This is a genomic window from Symmachiella dynata (assembly GCF_007747995.1).
GTDB classification, from domain to species: Bacteria; Planctomycetota; Planctomycetia; order Planctomycetales; family Planctomycetaceae; genus Symmachiella; species Symmachiella dynata.
In genome coordinates, this window is sequence record NZ_CP036276.1 from 6,900,552 (window position 1) to 6,921,261 (window position 20,710).

Annotated in this window: 12 protein-coding genes; 2 read left to right on the forward strand and 10 right to left on the reverse strand. The window is 55.4% G+C overall.

Annotated elements, in window-relative coordinates; all coding sequences use genetic code 11:
* Positions 1-207: 207 nt before the first annotated feature.
* The 9 genes from argS to nadC all read right to left on the reverse strand — a co-directional run bounded on the left by argS (position 208) and on the right by nadC (position 15,497).
* On the reverse strand, positions 208-2,169 hold the full coding sequence (argS, locus tag Mal52_RS26305; RefSeq protein ID WP_145379620.1) for an arginine--tRNA ligase: 1,962 nt from the start codon (positions 2,167-2,169) through the stop codon (positions 208-210).
* A gap of 45 nt (positions 2,170-2,214) precedes the next feature.
* The gene (gene rsfS, locus Mal52_RS26310) at positions 2,215-2,631 is read right to left on the reverse strand and encodes a ribosome silencing factor (protein WP_145379622.1); all 417 of its coding nucleotides are present in this window, start codon (positions 2,629-2,631) and stop codon (positions 2,215-2,217) included.
* 100 nt (positions 2,632-2,731) lie between these two features.
* Entirely contained in the window at positions 2,732-5,191 is a 2,460-nt protein-coding gene (locus Mal52_RS26315) for a sodium-translocating pyrophosphatase (protein WP_145380787.1), read from the reverse strand.
* A gap of 575 nt (positions 5,192-5,766) precedes the next feature.
* Positions 5,767-7,137, reverse strand: a complete 1,371-nt coding sequence (locus tag Mal52_RS26320) for a hypothetical protein (protein WP_145379624.1) — start codon at positions 7,135-7,137, stop codon at positions 5,767-5,769.
* Positions 7,134-8,753: an ABC transporter permease gene (locus Mal52_RS26325; RefSeq protein WP_145379627.1), complete on the reverse strand. Its 1,620-nt coding sequence runs from the start codon at positions 8,751-8,753 to the stop codon at positions 7,134-7,136. Before Mal52_RS26325 ends, Mal52_RS26320 begins: the two co-directional genes overlap by 4 nt.
* Positions 8,754-8,877: 124 nt before the next feature.
* Entirely contained in the window at positions 8,878-9,819 is a 942-nt protein-coding gene (locus tag Mal52_RS26330; RefSeq protein ID WP_145379629.1) for an ABC transporter ATP-binding protein, read from the reverse strand.
* A 596-nt stretch (positions 9,820-10,415) separates the two neighbouring features.
* Positions 10,416-11,561 (reverse strand): hypothetical protein, encoded by a 1,146-nt coding sequence (locus Mal52_RS26335; protein ID WP_145379631.1) that lies wholly within the window; start codon positions 11,559-11,561, stop codon positions 10,416-10,418.
* Between the two features lie 306 nt (positions 11,562-11,867).
* Entirely contained in the window at positions 11,868-14,201 is a 2,334-nt protein-coding gene (locus tag Mal52_RS26340; protein ID WP_145379633.1) for an ArnT family glycosyltransferase, read from the reverse strand.
* Positions 14,202-14,606: 405 nt separating this feature from the next.
* On the reverse strand, positions 14,607-15,497 hold the full coding sequence (gene nadC / locus Mal52_RS26345) for a carboxylating nicotinate-nucleotide diphosphorylase (protein WP_231962449.1): 891 nt from the start codon (positions 15,495-15,497) through the stop codon (positions 14,607-14,609).
* Positions 15,498-15,673: 176 nt separating this feature from the next.
* Here nadC and ald point away from each other — a divergent pair, with 176 nt between their 5' ends.
* A complete protein-coding gene (gene ald, locus Mal52_RS26350) occupies positions 15,674-16,786 on the forward strand; it encodes an alanine dehydrogenase (protein ID WP_145379635.1) in 1,113 nt (370 codons plus the stop codon).
* A 42-nt stretch (positions 16,787-16,828) separates the two neighbouring features.
* On the opposite strand, the gene Mal52_RS26355 is transcribed toward ald, so the two are convergent.
* Positions 16,829-17,626 (reverse strand): VOC family protein, encoded by a 798-nt coding sequence (locus Mal52_RS26355; protein WP_145379637.1) that lies wholly within the window; start codon positions 17,624-17,626, stop codon positions 16,829-16,831.
* 608 nt (positions 17,627-18,234) lie between these two features.
* On the opposite strand from Mal52_RS26355, the gene Mal52_RS26360 reads away from it, so the two are divergent.
* On the forward strand, positions 18,235-20,439 hold the full coding sequence (locus tag Mal52_RS26360; RefSeq protein ID WP_197534477.1) for an FG-GAP-like repeat-containing protein: 2,205 nt from the start codon (positions 18,235-18,237) through the stop codon (positions 20,437-20,439).
* Positions 20,440-20,710: the final 271 nt, after the last annotated feature.

The following is a 20,710-nucleotide window of genomic DNA, read 5'->3' on the forward strand; positions in this document are numbered from 1 at the left end:
TGCGCTGCAGCGAGAAATAATTCCCGGGATTCACATTTTTTCAGAGAATCCGCGCAGCATGGATAACAATCACGAGAAGCAAGCCGTGTCGTTTACCAGTTCGTTGAAAACCCAAAAACTTTCGAGAGTCGGGTGCCACTGCTGGCTTGTCCAGCAGTGTTTTTTAGGTCACACATTTTGCACTGACACCCAATTTCAACAGGCCGGTTACATCCGTTCGCTGGTGTGGATGCCGAGCAGCTCAAGGCCCTGCGCAATCACGCGGGCGGTCAGGTCGCACAGTAGCAGGCGGCTGTTGCGCAAGTCGTCTGTTTCCGCATTGACCACAGGACAATGCTCGAAAAAACCGCTGAACACACCGGCGGTCTTGAACAGATACTCGGTGAGATAATTCGGCCGATATTCCGCCGCTGCTTGCGCTAGTGCTTCGGGAAATCGCAATAGCGACAATATGAGTTGTCGTTCTGACTTGTGGGAGAGTCGAATGACGGCGCCGGACTGTCGCAGCGACTCCCGGTCGACCTCAGCACGACGGAGAATGCCGCACACGCGGGCGTAGGCGTATTGTATATACGTCGCCGTGTCGCCGGTGGTAGCGAGCATCTTGTCCCAGTTGAAGACGTAGTCGCTGTCACGATTGTGGTGCAGGTCGGCGTATTTGATGCCTCCCAAGCCGACGATCTCTGCGATGCGACGACGCTCCGGTTCATCGAGTTCCGCGCCGTTGGGCTTGGCATCGTCGTTGTCACTGACAATCGTATAAGCCTTGGCGATCGATTCGTCCAGCAATGACTCCAACCCCACCGTATCGCCTGAACGCGTTTTGAAGGGACGTCGATCATCCCCTAGGATCGTGCCGAAACTGACGTGCTGCAGCTCGGTCTGGTCGTAGCCCCATTTACGAACCGTTTCGAACAGCAGCTTAAAGTGATCCCCTTGGCGAGCATCGACGACGTAGATGATGGCGTCGGCCTTCAACTCCTCGATGCGGTATTTGACCGTCGCCAAGTCGGTGGTTGCGTACGTAAATGCTCCGTCGGTTTTGCGAACGATAAATGGGGCCTCGAAGCCTTCGACGAAGGCGCAAATCGCCGCTTCACTCTCGCGGGCAATCCCTTTTGCCTGCAGGTCGGCGACGACGTCGGCCAGCATCGGTTGATAGAAACTTTCGCCCAACGATTTGTCGAAATGAATTTCTAACCGGTCATAGACGCTTTGCAGTGCTTCCAAGCAGAGCGGAATGAACTGGTCCCACAACGCCCGGTTTTCCGCATCCCCCGCATGCAGCTTGGCGGTTTCATTGCGGGCAGCGGTCGCGATCTGGGGATCTGCGTCAGCCAGGGCCTTGAGTTTCGTATCGCCATCGACCGTGGCGATTTTCTTTTCAGCGGCCTGGATTTTATCCTTCAGCCCGACGACTTGGTTGGTGAGTTGCTTGACCGCTTTTTTTGCTTTTTTGTCTTTGGGATCGGCGTCTTGTTGGGCCGCGGTTAAAGCGGCTTCGCGCTCGGTCAATGTCTCGCGCAGCTGTGGCAGCTCTTTGGTGGCGGCGTGGTAATCGCTAAGTTGATTCACCAGACGGTACAGCCGCGACAGCTCAAGGACGGGAGCTTCCTCATAAGCCGACTGGTCGAGGAAGTTTTTGTACCCGTAGATGATCATGCCGAACTGCGTCCCCCAATCGCCGATGTGATTGTCACCGACGACATTGTGGCCCAGACAGCCTAGGATGCGGTACAGAGCAGCACCGATCACTGTGCTGCGGAGGTGCCCGACGTGCATCGGTTTGGCGACATTGGGAGCAGAGTAGTCGACGATGAAGTTGCGCGGTTGGGCGACCGGTTCCACGCCGAGGCGCTCGTCGTTGATCAGATTATTGATGGCCGTTTCCAGCCATTCGTCGCGCAGCTTGAGATTAATAAAACCTGGTCCGGCGACTTCCAGCGGTTCGCACAGCTCGTCGAGATCGACACTGGCAACCAGTTCGGCGGCCAATTCTCGCGGCATCTTGCCGACCTGTTTGCCCAATGACATCGCGCAGTTGGCTTGATAGTCGCCGAACTTCGGATCACCGGCCGGTTTGATCATTGCGGCGAACTGCGGCGCATCGTCGGTGTAGCTATTGAGCGCGGACTCAAATTGGTCACGGAGTTGTTTCAGGACGTTCATAGCGGCCTTTGGCAGGGGGTCAGCATCGCTGCGATCACGGATGGATCACTCAGCGTCGTCGAGGGGGACCGACTGCCAGTCGATTTTTTCCGCATCGGCCCACAAGTGTTCCAGATCGTACAGCGTGCGGGTCTCGGGATTGAAGACGTGGATGACGACGTCACCGTAATCCTGCAACACCCAGGTATCGCCGTCGTACCCCTCGGTTCCGATCCGCTGCGACCCGGTCTTCCGCATCATGCGGCTCGATTCGTCGGCGATAGCGTGCATCTGTCGCCGGCTGGTGGCTGTGGTGATCACAAAGTAGTCCGCAATCCGTGTCACCGAGGTCAGGTTCAACACGACCGTATCGGTGCCGCGATATTCATCGGCCACGCGTGCACAGCCGCACGCCAACTGTAAGGCGCGCTCCTGTGCGGCGCTGTTTTGCGGTTCACTGGATTCAGTCGTAATCGTCTTCATCTCCCCAATTCCGGCCGGAGCCATTTTAGTAAGAAACGTGATTTGTCTTTAGGACACGTTTCAATGGTTCGCGGCCGGTTTCGCTAGAAACAACGGCGGGCTACATGCCCAACGCCATTTTTACGATCAGGCCGGCGAAGACCACTGAAACCATACTCATCAATTTGATCAAGATATTCAAGCTGGGACCGCTGGTATCCTTGAATGGATCGCCAACAGTATCTCCCACCACGGTGGCTTTATGGGCATCAGTCCCTTTTCCGCCGTGGGCACCTGCTTCAATATACTTCTTAGCGTTGTCCCAGGCACCACCGGCATTGGCCATCATAATGGCGACGGCAAAACCGGAGGTCAGTCCGCCAGCCAGCATGCCCATGACGCCAGCGACGCCCAACAGCAAACCAACCACAATCGGGGCAACCAAGCCCATAACGGCCGGTACGACCATTTCACGCTGCGCGGCTGCTGTACTAATGGCGACACAAGAGGCATAGTCCGGTTCGGCTTCGCTTTCCATGATACCTGGAATATCGCGGAATTGACGGCGGACTTCTTCAACCATGGCACCGGCAGAACGTCCCACAGCCTTCATGGTCATCGCACAGAACACGAACGCCAAGGCAACACCGGCAAACATACCGACCAGTACCCGCGGGTTCATGACAGTGACGTTGTAATAACGAACAAAGTCCGGAATTTTGGCAAAGCGGTTATTTACGATATAGCCTTGATTCGCCAACTTATCGAGGTCGACTGTTGCGGAATCGCCCGGTTTGAGGTCAATCAGTGCTTGCAGTTCCTTGTCCCGGTGTTCTTCTTTGACGGTCGGCGGGAAGATCAACCAAGCTTCGTTTTTGCCACCTTCTTCTTTCGAATTTGTCGCAAGCAACCCGCTGGCGACTTTTTTAACCGTGCCTTCGCCTTCTGTTCCCACAATCGAGGGTTCCACCCAGCGGTCGAAACCGATGCGGACTTCTTCGACATAAGCGGCCAATAGTGCCAGAGCGGTCAAGGCAGCTGAGCCGATGGCAAAACCCTTACCAGTCGCGGCTGTGGTATTCCCCAAGCTATCGAGGGCGTCGGTCCGCTCGCGGACGATCGGGTCTTGGTGGCTCATTTCCGCGTTACCACCCGCGTTGTCGGCAATCGGTCCGTAGGCATCGGTCGCTAAGGTCAGGCCCAGCGTACTGAGCATGCCGACGGCTGCGATACCGACCCCATAAAGGCCCAAGGCAAACGTATCGGCGTTGGCATAGTCAAATCCGGTGCAGGCACCGAAGGAGACGAGAATGGCAGCACCCACGATCACGATCGGAACCCAAACGCTGTAGAAGCCTTCCGCAACACCGGCGATGATAACGGTGGCCGGTCCAGTGACCGCTTGGTCGGCGATTCGTTTTGTCGGGGCGTATTCTTCGCTCGTCGAGAATTCCGTCCATTTGCCGATTCCGATTCCAGCGACGAGGCCGGTCACCACGGCGATAAACACACCAAAGGCCAATCCCCATCCATGCGGCATCCCTGCATTTTCGAGAATTTCACCGACTTCGCCGGTGGAGGGTAGATACAAGATAAAGAACGCCAGCACCGCCGTCACGACAGCGACTAACGCACTGGAAATGTTAATTCCCTTGGCCAAGGCGGCCAGCAGATTGCGCTGCGAGGCTCCTTCTTCGGTTTTGACGAGGAAGACACCATAGATGGAAACCGCGATTCCCGCCGCCGCAATAGCAAACGGCAACAACAGCATCATGGCCTGCATTTTCAGGTGACCCTGAAATGCCGCCACGCCCAAAGCCGCGGTCGCCAAAATCGAGCCACAATAAGATTCGTAGAGATCCGCACCCATACCGGCGACGTCTCCCACGTTGTCTCCCACGTTGTCGGCGATCGTGGCGGGGTTCCGCGGATCGTCTTCAGGAATTCCAGCTTCGACCTTTCCAACCAAGTCGGCACCCACGTCGGCTGCTTTGGTGAAGATGCCGCCGCCCACGCGAGCAAACAACGCTTGGCAACTCGCCCCCATGCCAAAGCAGAGCATGGTGACCGTGATTTCTTCCAGAGTGAAGTGATAGCCCATCATGGGGGCAATGTAATACAGGCCGCCAAACCAGAGCGTGATGTCGATCAGACCGAGTCCGACCACCACCAAACCCATGACCGCACCGCTACGAAAAGCAACTTGTAGACCTTGGTTCAGTGATTGCTTGGCGCCTTGGGCGGTCCGTGAACTGGCGAGTGTCGCCGTTTTCATCCCGAACCAACCGGCCAAACCGGAAAAGAAACCACCGGTCAGGAAGGCAAAGGGGACAATCGGGTGTTGGGCCTTAAAGACAAAGGCCACAATCCCCAGAATAATCCCAGTTACAACGAAGAAGATCGTCACGACCTTATATTGCTGCCGCAAATAGGCGTTCGACCCGTCGCGGACATGACCGGCGATTTTGACCATCACCTCGTCACCTTCGTCCTGGGTGATCATCCAGTCGTAGAACTTTTTGGCGTACCACAATGCCGCTATCGAAGCGATAAAGCAGAGGCACCAAATCATGAACACCATGACAGGAGACCCCTGATTCGAGGCTCCTAAAGCCGCGTCGCCTTCACCCGCTTCCTGAGCGAATAAGGGCGTGGCCATTAAGGCCGTAATTGCCAAAGGCAAGAGCAGTTTCCAACGATTCACCATCTGACCGACTCGCGATGAGAGGAGTTTCATCCTGGGGTTGATCTCCATTGTACAGAGGCTGACACAATCAGCGAGAAAACGTAGACGGACCACTTGGTCGGGACGAGCGATGCCCCAATTAGAATGCCGCTACGCAACTGGGCCGGTTGTGCCGCAATTCATGGTTAATTCATGATTTCCAGCGACTAAAGGCCGCGAGTGTAGCGGTGGTCGACGTTCGTTGTCAACGTCGCGGCTATCGGCAAAAGCGGCTGATTTGCGGAAAATCTGCCAGATTTTTCTCGACGGCGCGAATCTGTCGCCACAGAGGAAATTGCCCGGCCGGTCGAGCTGAGGATTGAGCGCAATCAGAGCGGAGTTTTGCCTCCACAAAGCCCTCCCCGCCCTGATACGGCGGGGAGCTTACCTGCTTCAACCGATTCTAGCAGCGTGGAACGAGACTCGCCGACTTACTGGCGAGTCCGCCGCCGCAATTCCGATTGTGCATTGGGGACACGAGACTGGTTCATGTTCCACATTTTCTTGAGCGGATGCACATCGACGCGTTTTCCAAGCGTTTGCTGGATGTCGCGATAGATCAAGATGGCCACTAGCCCTTCTTCGACGGTGAGTTCTTCTTCGAGCAAGACCGGGAAGTCCTCGAGCATTTTTTCAAACTTCCGCATACCGCGAAGCAACAGCGCCTCGGCTTCGATGAATTCGCCCGCCTTGTACTTTTGCTCACCCTCGTACAGATCACTGTGGGCTTCCATGGTGTTGGTTTCGCGTTCAGCCAACACGCGGGTCCGCCAGTAGGTGTAATTGGTCAGATTGTGAAAGTACGAAACCGTCCGTTTGACGGTCTCCACGTCGACGTTGTATTCGGCTGCCATTTCTTCGAACTCGGCTTCGCTTTGCACTTCCATGCGAATTTCGCCGAATTCCGTACGAATTTTATCGTTTCCAACTGCCAACCAGTCATCGGATGCTGTTTGCCAAGCCTCCCGAGATCTTTCACCCACTTTGCCTTCACGACTGAAGACATCCGCGTAGTCGATTTGCGAGCGTGCGGGATAGGTGTTGAAAATCTCATTGGTCATGATGTGTTGCTGGTTTTGCGGGTACTGGGCCGCAACATCCTTGGACTTTTGAAACCATTCCTTGGCAACCAAATAGTTGTCCTTGCCATCGGGGTTTAAGTCGCGATCAATCCGTTCGTCACTTTCGCCGATCTTCGGATTGGGATCTTGTTCCATAAAGTATTGGCGAAACTGTTTCCATTCGTCAGAGCGGCCAATTTTTTTGCCCAGCATACTTCCCGTATGCCAGTAGAGTTCGGGCAACTTATGGTTCCGCTTCGTGCCCCGCTCCAAAAATTTGATGCCGGTCTTGACCCAGTGGTAGCGGTCCGGAACCGCATCCCATTCGGCCGAGACGTTGTATGCCAAGTTCCAACCCTGGAACTGCCAGACTTTTTGGAAGTGCGGCTGCAACAAAATAATCGACTCGGTCGTACGGTTTAGTTCGGCCCAGTCCTTATGCTGTTGCTGTTCTTGAGCCTCCATCCACAACAGATTGGTCGCAACGCCGCGTAATCCCAGCAGCACCAAGTTCATGGTCGCACTCGAAGGATCGACGTTCCCCAGGTCGGTGACACCGAGGTCGTTCTGCCTCCGCAGCGCATCGAGATGGCCCCCTGTTTCGGCAGGAATCGCGGCGCGCGTTTCCGTCGCCGGAATCGCGGTTCGCCCCGGACGTCCCAGTAACAGGATCGGAATCAACAGCAGGATAATTCCGAACAGATATACCAATTTGCGTTGTAGCGAATTGAGCTTGTTCATTTCGATTCCAATTCACGATACTTCAGTGCAACGTACGCTAAAAAGATCCACGGCAAACAGTGGCCGACCATGAGGGCAATTCCGGGCAGCAGTGCCGCTGAAAACGGAACATCAAAACCATTAGCCGTATATTCCGTGAAATCCAACGATCCAAAGTTCGGCACCAACTTTTGCGTCACTTTTAAAAACGCTTCGGGCACGGCATCGATCGTTTCAATCACGGTCTGGCCGGTCGATTTTTCGAGTTCGACATTCGGTGTGGTGTGCTTGTAGATTCGGACCATCGATTCCAGAACACCACCCCCCTTGACGTTGCCGGCCGCCAGCTCTTCAAAGAACCCTGAAAAGCTCTTGCCGACGATCAACATCACCGAGCTGGCCAGCGTAGCGACCGGACCTTTGACCACACAACTCCAGCCGACACACAGCACGACCGCCATTGCCATCATCATCCAAACGCCAACCAGGGCTTTGCAATAACTGGCAGCAAAATGGTGTTCGGGCAGTCGGATGAACAAGTCAGGACGTGCCATCCCCAGGTACTGGCCGGAGGTCAAACATTCGACTTCGACGCGCAGCTTGCCGTCTTTGACCAAATCGTCGATCAGATCAACGGTTTCTCCCCGGCGGACCGGCAAGGTGCGGGGAACTGTCGTGATGTTGGCCCCGTTGTGGAATTCCTTGACTTCAAAGGGAGCAATCGGCACCCGCAAATCTTTGTCTTCATTCACGAAGGTATAGCGGGCACGAATGCCGCGGTCGGCATCGCCAATGTAAGAACGAAAAACTTGAAAGGACGATTCCAGCCGCAACTCCGGCTCGCCGGTTTCGGGATCGGGACGCAAATAATCTTCGCCCACACCGTCGAAGACCCATGTGGCGCGGGCCTTGGTATTGCCCGGGATGTAGCTACGAAACTCCCAGACATCACCGGTATTGATGCCCGATTCTGCCGGCTGGCCCTGCTGGTCTAGCCAGATTATGTCGTTACCGTAGACCGGAACTTTAGCGGTTAGCGATGCGCGAGAATCCTTGTCGACGACTTGGCGATCCAGCCAGAGATAACCGGCAGCCCCCATCACGACCAAGGCGACCGTGCCGATCATGGCATAGCCGAAGATCCGCCCCAGGACAATTTCACTACGATAAACCGGTTTGGTCACCACGGTGTGCATCGAGCGGGCTTTGATGTCGTCGGGAATCCCCCAGCAGGCCAGCAATACGACCAGCGGCAAAATCAACCAACTGATCGAGGTGAGCACAAAACTGACGAGCACCTTGACTTGCGTGTCAGGCTGATCGCCCGGCGAACTCAAGAACCATCCCGCGAACATGATCAATAGCACAAAAATCACGCCGACCGCAAAGATCTTGCGTCGCCAAGCTTCACGAAAGGTCAGCATCGACAATGCAAAGACGCGCCGCGGGGACGTGGAAATCCAGTCATGGACACACGACCCGATCTGCGAAACCAACCAACCGGGGCCGCTCGCCCCTCGGGTCAGCAACGACATGACCAGCAGAAACAAGAAGATGGAAGCCGTTGCGATCCCAGCCACAATTGCCCAGTTGGACAATCCGCCGAGAACGTCAAAGGGTATTGGATCAAAACTCATACTTCACCAGGAAACGCAATGCGCGATGTGAAAGTGCTGAAAGTTGCGGGTATCGGGCGTCATTTGCCCCCAACCGGAAATATTCAATCTCATGATTGCCAACCCGGGGGGCCGGCAACCGACCTCACGACTCCGCAGCTTCTTCGCTAGCCGGCAGCGACTCCGCTGGCGCTGCCTTGTCTTCACCCGGCGGCACATACCGCTGCCCCGGCCGGTCGGCGGAATCGCGGACCGTCTTGAGGAACAGGTCTTCCAAAGTGGTGACCGGATGGTCGACATCGATCGTGTCGTTGTTGTGCTTGGCAATCACCGCTTTGACCTCGGCGATAGCATCTTCACTCAGCGTACTGGCGCGGATTTGTGTGATTCCCTGGTTTTTGAGCAATTCGTCCACGCGGCCGAGCACCTTCAGTTCGCCGCCGTCCAAAATTGCCACCCGATCACAGACATCCTGCACGTCGGACAACACGTGGCTGCACATCAGGACCGTCTTGCCCTGATCACGCAGGTTCAAAATCATATCCTTCATGTCCCGGGTCCCCAAGGGGTCCAGGCCGCTGGTCGGTTCGTCGAGCAACACCAGATCGGGATTGTTGATCAAAGCTTGCGCCAAACCAATCCGCCGCGTCATCCCTTTGGAGTATTCACGCAACTGACGTTTGCGGGCATGCTGCAATTTCACCATGTCCAGCAACTCGTCCGTCCGTTTCCGGCGATCTGCTTTGGACATGTTGAACAAACGCCCGTAAAAATCCAAAGTCTCGTCGGCGTTTAAAAACCGGTAGAGATAAGATTCTTCGGGCAAATAGCCGATCCGTTGGTTCTTCGAGACATCCGTTGCCGGTTGACCCAGGATTTCCACGGTCCCTTCGGTCGGAAACAACAACCCCAACAACAATTTGATGGTCGTTGTCTTGCCGGACCCGTTGGGGCCCAACAATCCAAAAATCTCGCCCTGTTTCACTTCGAGATTCAGTGAATTGAGTGCGCGAACTTTCTTTCGCCCCCAGAAGTCGCGATAGACTTTCGACAGGCTGCGGGTTTCAATGACGGCCTCGGAGTTCATGGACGTCCCTTACACAAACGAATGACTCAGAAAAAACTCAATGGAAATGAATAACAGCAGCGAACTTTGACCTACGGAATTTGCCCCTCGGATTCCCCACAAAGCGTTCCACTCGGGCCGATATTTTCCCCGTAAAACCAAATGGGAAAGGCATTTATCGATCAGAATGTGCGATTCGCGAAAGAGAGGACTCTAGGGATGCGTACGCTCCGTCCTGCCGGGATGTTGGGACTGGTTTTCGGATTTCTCCACAATTTGCGTTTCCTGTCCGACATTCACCATGCCGCAACTAGGCCGGACAGGCCCGGAAACACCAACAATCCCTCACACTCAACCGGGCGGAACCTACAAACGCCTCGTTCCGCCGGGCCGTATCCTCCGTGCCGGTCTCCAATTTAGAGTCGCCGACCAGCCGATGCAATAGCTTAGCCCCCTCCTTCAATTCGCAGCGACCGACAAGCGCCCGTTTGTACCGGCTGCACCGGTATCGAGAGCGTTTGCGTCTGGGGCACGGGTCTCTCAACCCGCACCATCCCAGTCGAAGGACACCCGCCACACCGCCATGCCTGCCGGCTGTGAGTTTTTCAGATGCGCTCTCAAGGTTTCTCGACAGCATTTCCATCGAGGCGTTGCCTCAACGTCTTGAAGCGTTCGAGGATTTTGCGGTGAGCGCGGGGTGTCTGGTAGACAATGAAATATCCGGGCACGTAGGCCATCGTTCCATGGCCACCATTTGGGGACCAGGTTTTAGGCAGCACCTTGGTAGTTATCTCTTCGGTGATTACGCTGGGCTCAACATTGGGGCCCAGTAGTTTCTGCACGTCGTAAATATGTGTTTCCGGGAGAGCATTGACCTTTTCTGGCGTCGTGATGAAAAGTACTTCGTGTCGGGCAATGTAGTCCAACTTAAGCGGTTTGAGAGCCTGATCCAACGCTTGCTGCAAGGACGCCCCTTCAGGCTGAAGTGTGACTGGAGGGTCTGCGCGAATTCCAACATCGTGGAGGGCGATTCTATCGACGAGAATGTTGATGTCATGCAATCTACTGAAGAAGACCATAACATCGGTCAGTGGGATGTCGACCATACCCACATTACCAGGGTTTGTTTGTTCCGCCAGCGCGTTTAATACGCGCGGTGCATCATTATTGGTCAGCGGAAAACTTTTCTCTCTGGAACGAATCAGCTTGTGGCCTTGAGTCAAATACCACGTCAATTGCTCGAATTTCTTTTGCACCGCGGCACGATTTGTCATGACCAAACCATTTTCCGTCCAGTCGATCGTGCCTTCCCCTCCCGCATCTCTCCAACTCTTGGGGGCAATGGTCGCATAGATGGCTTTTTGAAAAGCCGTCTTGGCTGCCTTCGTGTCTTTCGTTTTTATAACGTCCTCAAATTTCGCATATTGATGGTAAACGGTTTTCACATTCGGCCCGACCGCAATTTGAGCCGTGGTAATCGTGATTACGCCGTCCCTCACCATCCAGCCCAGTTCCAAAGGTTCGAGCAACAAAGTGAGCACATGCCCTAACTTGATACTGTCGACCTTATAGTTGATCAATGCGTCCGGATCGATCCCCTGCTTTACCAATTCCTCGTGATCAATGACGATCTGCAGATCATTGAGCGTTGCCAACGATTGGATCGCGTCGGTCAGTTTCACGTCTTGAATGTCGATGGATGATGACGTTTGGAGCGTCGCATGGAGTCTCTGTTCCGCCTTGGACAACTCGTCGCCGGCCACCGCACCGGCCCGCGGTTTGCCTTGTCCCTCATCCCCCAGAACAGAACCGCTGTATGCGCTCGCCAAAATAAATGGCAGGCATACCAAGATCTTAACATTCACACATCGCAGGACCCAAGATGATCGGCGCATTGGAGTCTCCTGAACAATGGATTAAGAAAGGCGGATCCCATTCGTAGGCCACCTCAGTCCGCATTGTCTATCCGGAACTCTCAGCGAACAAGCAGATTCTTGGAAAATCTAGACCGGGCGCGTCTTTTCTGCTGAAGCAATATCTCGCAGTCAGACGCCTTAAACAGCCTCGCTTCAATCGCTCTTCACGACCGGGAAAATCTGATACCGCTGATACACTGCCGTCGCTTTGTTTTCCGGCGGCATGACGATCGAACGTTCCAGCGAGGGAACCCATTTCTGAACATCGGCGAGCTGCGTCGGCGAGAGATCATCGAGCGGGCCGTAGCCGCTGGAGTCCTTGATCGGCCACTGCGGCCCGAGGATGCCCATTCGCTGCATCTCGGCGAACCGCGCCGGCGTGACGAAATCGGTGTAACCATACGACCCCGCATCGCGATACCGCAGGATCTCCGCCCAGTTGATGTAGATGTGCGTAATACCCGCGTCGTGCAGTTTTCGACGGATTTCGTCGGCAGGGCGTAGTTTCCATTCACCGGCGGGGACGCCCGGTTGTTTGTCCGCGAACCATTGATCAAAAATCGAGTAATCAAAGACCGTGTTGTACACATTGGGGAATTCGGCGGCGAACACCACCGCATTGCCCACGCAGAGCACTTTGGAGCCGGGGGGGAGTTCGCGATTCAGCTTCGGCAGACCGGGCGAATAATACCCTTCGGTGTGCTGCCGCGCGAGAGGGTAGTCGATCAGGTAGGCGTTGTATCCGCACAGCGACAACGGACCGGAGATCATCGTCAGGTGATACAACGAAACCACACCGAACAGCCCGATCCACAGAATCCGCCACGACAACCGCGCACTCCACGTCGCCCCCACACCGGCGAGCAGGGCGACAACCGGAATCAATGGCACCCAAAACCGATCGATGCGATGCGTAAAGATCCAATACGTGAGAAACAAATATCCGACGTAAGCCCACAACCAGATCACCAAGCGTCGCTTCGATTTCAACAAAAATGCCAGCGGCGCAAGGCCAAACAAAAACGGGCTCAGCCAATCGCTTTTGACGGTCACATCCATCACCTTTTCCGCCAAGTCGAGCGGCGAATAGGTGTTGGGGCTGTGGCCGTGCTTCCATTTCGCATTCAAATCCGCATCCCAATCCGCCCCACCGAAGACCGAATAGACCAACGGATAAACCGGATTGCCCGTTTCGATCGTGTTTTTAATCAACCAAGGCCCGATCGTGACCGCTGTTCCCAGGGCGAAGATCAATCCCAAACGGATAGCCCCTCCCCTCTGTTCCGCACGTTCACCGGGGCGAGTGAAAGGCAGGGCCAACGCCGCAATTCCCAAGGGGATCACCACCGACAACACGCCGGGGTATTTGCAGGCCATCGCTGAACCGGCGCACAATCCAGCCAGTAGGAAGGGCCGCCATGGCACCCGTACCTCGGCCGCAGCATGGAAACGTTCATAGCCGATCATCACCGCATAGAGTGCGGCAAACAGATAAAACGTCAGCCCCCCTTCGGCATAGGCAATCGTGGAGATGCGGTACGTCCAGGGAGTCGTCAGATGAATGGCCGCCGCATAAATACCCGCACGGGTGCTAAACCACCGCGATCCGGCGGCATAGATTCCTAGGGCGGTCAGCGGTCCGAAGCTCATCAACACGACTTTTCCAGCCACAGCCCCCCAATACCAATCCCCCAACAGGACCATCGACAACAGCGTCAGCATCTCAGTGCCGAAGGGAAAACTGGTGTAGACGTTGTGCGGCAACATCTCGATGCGACCCGCTTGGAAGTATTCCTTAGGGCCGCCCAGGTGATACTCCAGCACATCAAAATCGGTCGAGGGGAGCAGTGCCCCCAGGAGCATGCAAAGTACGAACGGCACGATAATGAACAGCCACAGGTTGTAATTCCGCCAATGATCGTCGGCGTCTTCGTTTGGCGGTGCCGACTTACGGCGGAATATTCGCAGACCGAGTTCAGCCAGCACGGCCAAGGCCAATAGTCCACCGAATAGCTCGCGGGAAAGTACGCCAAACCAACCCAACACAAGTGTGATCAAGGACCACGCAGAGAGGCCCAGCGCAAAAGCAAAGAACGTTCGTTCGCTGGTGCGCCGATTGGGGTCGGGACAAACAACGCGCAGCAGCAACTGCCCCGTCGCCCACGCCCCCAGGAGAATCGCCGTTGCGACCAAAAGCGGCGGAACACGCTGGGAAAGATTTCCCCACGAGGAAACCACAGCCGGCACCGGATTGGGAGGATCAATCAAGTCAAACAGATCCCACGGCACGCGTTGCCAGACATCGGCGCGCGAGACGGGAAAGTTGGGCAACTTGAAACTAAAAAAGATCGCACCGAAGATGACGAGCCAAACCACGATGGCCACGAAGATTTTTGGATCTCCGCGCTCAACCAATGCCTCCGCCGTCGCCCGCGGCTGTTCGGTTTTGGGTGTGGTTGTTGATTTGGTGCGTCGTTTGGAACTCACGTGTGGGTTGCTTTTCTATAGGGGCGCGGCAATTGTTCGGCGGTAGACGGAAAGAACCACAAAAATCACAAATGACGCGAAAACAAGTTCTGGTTTTCATTTTAGCTTATTGCGAGTTCAATTTAAGCAATGGAAGGTTGTTTTGCACCTTCTCCATTTTTTCGTACTACAACCCCTTTTTGTTTCGCATTATGAATTACTCCGGCGCGTGGTCCGGCACGGAACGCACAATGCGACGGCAAGCCGTCGGTTTGGGATGAGAGAGAGTCACGCTCGGAAATCTGTGTTTTATCCGTGTTCAATCTGTGGCTAAGAAAACAGCAGCCTTGTTTGGTTGCGGCACTGCTGCGCTAGGTTTTTCGTTACTTTCGTGGTTAATCATTGAACCAGCAGGCCTGCCCGTAATCATTGGCCGGACCAGTCGAAGGCTAGATCGAGGGCGATGGCGGAGTGTGTTAGGGCACCGATGCTGATGCGTTCGACGCCGGTTGCGGCGATTTGTGCGACCGTCGCCAACGTGACGCCGCCGGAGGCTTCGAGTTGGACGCTGGGTTGTCGTTGATTTCGCAATTCGACGGCGCGTCGTAAGGTGTCGCAACTCATGTTATCCAACAGCACAATATCGGGGGGGCCATCGAGCGCGTCTTGAAGTTGCTCCAGCGTATCGACTTCGACCTCGATGGAAATCCCCGGTTTGACGCTCGCCCGCGCCGTTTGAATGGCGGCGGCAATGGTCTGTGCCTGTTGCGACACAGCCCAGCCGGCAAGGTGGTTGTCTTTAATCAGCACGCCGTCATACAGACCGATCCGGTGATTTGTTCCCCCACCGGCGCGGACGGCATACTTCTGCAAATGCCGCCAACCCGGCAGCGTCTTGCGGGTATCAAGGATCTTCGCGGCAGTTCCCGTCGCGGCGGCAACATACCGGCTGGTGAGCGTGGCGATCCCGCTCAGGTGCGTCAAAAAGTTCAGCGCCGTCCGTTCACCGGTCAATAGCGTCCGCAACGGTCCGCGTATTTCCGCGACGGTCATCCCCGCTTCTACAGCAGTGCCGTCTTCAACGAGGCGGCGGACTTCGACCTGGGAATCGAGTTGCTCGAACACCATGTCGACGATCGGCAGCCCCGCCACAATGCCCGGTTCGCGGACGACCACCGACACATGTCCGCGCTGCTGCTCGTCGATCAACGCGCGCGACGTCAAATCGCCCGCATCATCAAGATCCTCCCGCAGCGCCATTTCCAACAACTGTCGAGCATTCGCCCGAGCAAGGTCATCAAAGACCGGAACGTTCAACGATCAACTCCTCAAGCTCAACTAAAAATGTTTTGCAACCACAAAATTCGATTCACTTGCCCGCACACACGCAACCAGTGAATAATGCCCAAAGCCGCACAGCGGAAATACTGCTTACTGCTTACTGCCTACAGCCTACTACCTACCGCCCTCTACGAACAACCCGGAGCAACCCCATGATCGTTGGCGTGCCCACCGAAATCAAACCGGATGAATACCGCGTCGCCCTGTTGCCGGTCGGGGCGGAGGAACTGACCCGCCATGGGCATCGCGTGCTGATTCAAACCGGCGCAGGAATCGGGAGCGGGATTCCCGACGAATTATACGCTGAAAACGGTGCGGAAATCGTCGCTACAGCCGACGAGATTTTTGCCCAAGCCGACTTGGTGATCAAGGTCAAAGAACCGTTGCCCGCCGAATGGCCCAAACTTCGCGCTGGGCAAATCTTGCTGACCTATTTCCATTTCGCCGCCAACGAAGAATTAACCCGCGCCGTCTTGTCGACCGGCATCACAGCTGTCGCATACGAGACGCTACGCGGCGCCAAGGGAAACTTGCCCTGCTTGACCCCCATGAGCGAAGTCGCCGGGCGGATGAGCATTCAGCAAGGGGCCAAGTATCTGGAGCGCCCGCAAGAGGGCCGTGGAATCTTGTTGGGAGGCGTGCCGGGAGTGCCGCCGGCGGACATTGTGATCTTTGGCGGGGGAGTCGTCGGCAAAAACGCCGCCCAGATCGCTGCCGGTTTTCAAGCGGACGTGAGCATCCTGGACATCAACGTCGATCGCCTGCGGTATCTGGAAGATATCATGCCGGCCAATGTGAACACGCTGTTCAGCGACCGGCACACTGTTCGCGAACAATTGATGAAGGCTGATTTGTTGATCGGAGCGGTGCTCATCGAAGGGGCCCGTGCGCCGGTATTGGTCAAGGAAGAAGATCTGAAACTGATGAAGCCCGGAGCGGTGATCATCGATGTCGCCGTCGACCAAGGCGGCTGCGTGGAAACCGCTCGGCCCACGACGCACTCCGACCCGACCTACATCGTCAACGACGTCGTGCACTACTGCGTCGCCAACATGCCCGGAGCAGTCGGCCGGACGAGCACCTATGCACTGTGCAATGTGACGTTTCCCTACGCCCTGCGGATCGCCAACCACGGCCTCAACGCGGCTTGCACAGCCGATCCCGGTTTAGCACATGCAGTGAATATGTCCGCCGGCAAACTGACGAACCGCGCGGTGGCGGAGACGTTTGGGTTGGCTTATGAGGAGTATTTGCCGGGAGCGTAAACCAACCTCGGTCAGTCAAACAAACGTTTTCCATGTGCCCAATCAATCATCCGCCGGGACGGTCATCTGAATCAGGTCAAACACCGCTCCCTGTGGGTCACCGACGATGCTGATATGGCCGACTGAGACTTCAAACGGTGGTTGGCAAATCGTGCCCCCCAGTTGCACCACGCGGTTGGTGGTCGCTTGAATATCCTCGACTGAGAAATAGACGCCCCAACAAGACGGAATGTCGCCCATTTCAGGCGTCTTCTGCAGCATGCCTCCCAGCGGGCGGTTGTTGAGTTGGAATGTCCAATAGGGGGTTGCGTCCGACTCTTCCTTCTCCACCGCCCAGCCAAAAAGACTGCCATAAAACTCAAGCGATGCCCCCACGTTGTCGGTGAGCAGTTCGTTCCATGACCAACAACCGGGGTCGTTGATCATTTCAGCACCGAAGTGGTCCAAGCCTTGCCACAAGGAAACGACCGCACCGCTGGGATCGCTGATGATCGCCATGTGTCCGGTGTCCATGATTTGAAACGGCTCCATCAACACGGTGCCGCCGCACGCCTGAGCACGTCGCGTAGAGGCTGCAATGTCATCGACATTGATGTAGGAATTCCAAATCGGCGGCATACCGGTCGATTTCATCTCGTCGTTCATCGCCCCCATGCCGGCGACTTGCAGGTCGTCGATTGTAAAAACTCGATACGGCGGTCCGCCCGGCGTCTCTTTTTTTGCGGATTCCCAGCCAAGCAGTTCTCCATAAAACTCCTGCGCAGCTGTGACGTCGTTCGTCATCAAGTCGACCCAACAAAATTGCCCATTCGCATACTCTGTTCTGGTTCTGGTCGCCATCGTTACGCTCTCCGTGAGCCTGATGAAGGATAAGGGAACTTGCACCAAGTATGCTGGCAGAATTCGGAGGCGGGTTCAACAAGATTCTTGACGGAATTTTTCGAGACTGCGAAGCGGCACGAACGGGAGTGGAGAGACAGGGGGACGTTGCGAGCGGCGGAAACAGGACCGGCTGTTCCGGTTTTCCTAAGCCACAGATTTTCTTAAGCCCCGGTTTCCCTAATCCACAGAGAAATCCCCGGCAGAGAACGAAATCGTGACGTGTCCCATTGCCCTCAACCTGACCGTTTGCGGTCGCAGTGAGCGATCCGCACCGGATGATGCACCGGCGTGATTTTCGCTTGAAACAAAGGGATTTCCCCTTCCCTACGATCGTCGCAATCGGCCTCACGCAGCGACGAACGAGACGAGACAAGAGTTGCAATGTCTCTAGTAGCACGTGATAATAAGGGTGCGCTTTCTTGCCTGACAAACTCTCGCTGACCAAGACAGGAGCAGCCATGACAATTGCCCAAAAGTGCGGTGGCTGTTGCAAGATCATTCTGGCTGGAATGATCAACGGTTTCTCCGGCTGTCATCGGTTCTCCGGCTGTCAAAGAAAACTGGCTATGAAACGACTGATACTACTGCTGGCATTGGGAGTGATCGGGTGCGGGCCTGCTGAGGTGACGGAAACCAACCCTGCAGAGGATGGTGATAGTCACCAGCGCATGCTCGCCACACTGAAGGAAATTCAAGCCAGCAGCACAGACGACCAACCCTACCTGAATGATGGCCGGCAAGAGCAACTTGCCCAGCAGTTAGAGAGCTTACCGGCCAACGTACCCCCGCAAGTGAAGTTGAAAACGCAACTGCAACTTTCTGAAGCCCAACTGCAGGCTGGAAATTCGCAGCAAGCCGTAGAGCAACTCTTAGAGGCTAAGAAATACTTGCTGGAAGTGGCGAGCGTTGTACCGAGGTCCGACCAAGTGCGGGACCTCTTGAACATGAAGCTAGCGGTCGCCTATTTGCGGCTGGCGGAAGACCAGAACTGCGTGAATTGCCGCGATGCCGAATGCTGTATCTTCCCGATCCAAGGCAAAGGAGTGCATCGCAACAAGCAGCCTGCCCAGAATGCGGTGAAATATTTGACTGCCTATCTGGAACGGAACAAAACCGATGCAACGGCGACTTGGCTGCTCAATGTGGCTTATATGACATTGGGCGAGTATCCCGAGAGTGTGCCCAAAAAATGGCTGTTATCCGACGGCCAGTTTGAACTAGACAGTGAATTCCCGAAGTTCAAAAACATCTCCCCGCAACTGGGTCTGAATACGTTCTCACTCTGCGGTGGAATGATTGTTGACGATCTGAACGGGGACAACTGGCTGGATGTGGTCACGTCGTCGTGGGACACCTCAGGGCAGATGCGGTGCTGGTTGAATAATGGGGACGGAACGTTTACCGATCATACGGAGGAGTCAGGACTGACCGGTCTGTTCGGCGGTTTGAACATGATACAGGCCGACTATGACAACGATGGCGACGTGGATATTCTTGTTCTCCGCGGAGCATGGCTCAGAGAGAGTGGCCGCCATCCCAACTCATTGTTGCAAAACGACGGCAACGGCCGGTTTCGCGATGTGACGTTCGAAGTCGGACTGGGCGATCATTTCTACCCAACACAGAGTGCTGCCTGGGCTGACTACGACAACGATGGTGATTTGGATCTGTACATCGCGAACGAGATTGGCAGTTCAGAGCTCTTCAATAATGACGGACAAGGTCATTTCACCAACGGGACCATCATGGCCGGCGTTCCGGGGGGACGTTACCCGAAAGCTGTTGTGTGGGGCGACTACGACAATGACCGCTACCCAGATCTGTATCTTTCGAACTTAAAAGGGCCGAACCAACTTTATCACAACAACGGCGACGGGACTTTTACTGATGTCGCTGCTCAGGCAGGCGTCGTCGAACCCAACCGCAGCTTTCCCACCTGGTTTTGGGATTTTAACAACGACGGGGTGCTCGATATTTACGTCGGTGCCTATTGGGCCAAGATCGGTTATTTTGCAGCAGACTACCTGGGCCATGCTCACGCAGCTGCCACGGATCGACTCTATCAAGGCGATGGAAATGGCGGTTTTCGAGACGTCACTGAGGAAATGAACCTGGCGAAAGTCACGTTGCCGATGGGTTCAAATTTTGGCGACATCGATAACGATGGCTTTCTCGATTTCTACCTGGGGACGGGATACCCAGACTATGCGGGTATCATGCCCAACCGAATGTTTCACAATCAAAATGGACTGCGTTTCAAGGAAGTCACCACAGCGGCCGGTTTGGGGCATTTGCAAAAAGGGCATGGCGTCGCCTTTGCGGACTACGACCACGATGGGGACCAGGACATCTTCATTGAATTGGGTGGCGCCTTTCGAGGGGACGCTTTCTCGGACGCCGTATTCCAGAACCCAGGATTTGGCAATCATTGGATCACCGTTCAACTCGTCGGCACAAAATCGAATCGAGCGGGAATCGGTGCACGAATTCGAGCCGAAGTGCAGGAAGACGGCAAGCTGCGGTCGATCTACAAATGGGTCAACAGCGGCGGAACCTTTGGAGGAAGCCCGCTGCGACAGCATATCGGATTGGGCACCGCAAACCGCATTGAGCGACTAGAAGTCTACTGGCCCACCACCGACACGACACAGGTGTTCACCGATCTTGAGGTGGACCAGATGATTAAAATCATCGAGGGCGAAGACAAATACCACCCGATCTCCGGTGTCCAGAATTCAAACAACGTGGTTGAAGTCGGTGCTGCCCACTAGCGAATAAGCCTTTCGCGTCGGCAGTGTCTTCTGAGTGGAAAACACGCCTGCGGGTCGAACTAGAAACCGCATCAGATTCTGATTGATTGCCAGCTTCTCTCACGGATCGAAGCGGTAAGGCTTACACCATGGGGATGGGATTTCTCCCACGCTGCTGCCCCAACCAGGGCCACAAAGTCTGTGTGGCCAAGCGCATGCGCCGGCAACAAAGCTCCCAACGCCGGAAATAATGGCGTGGGAACTGTCGGCTGCCGGCTTTGGTCACATTCAC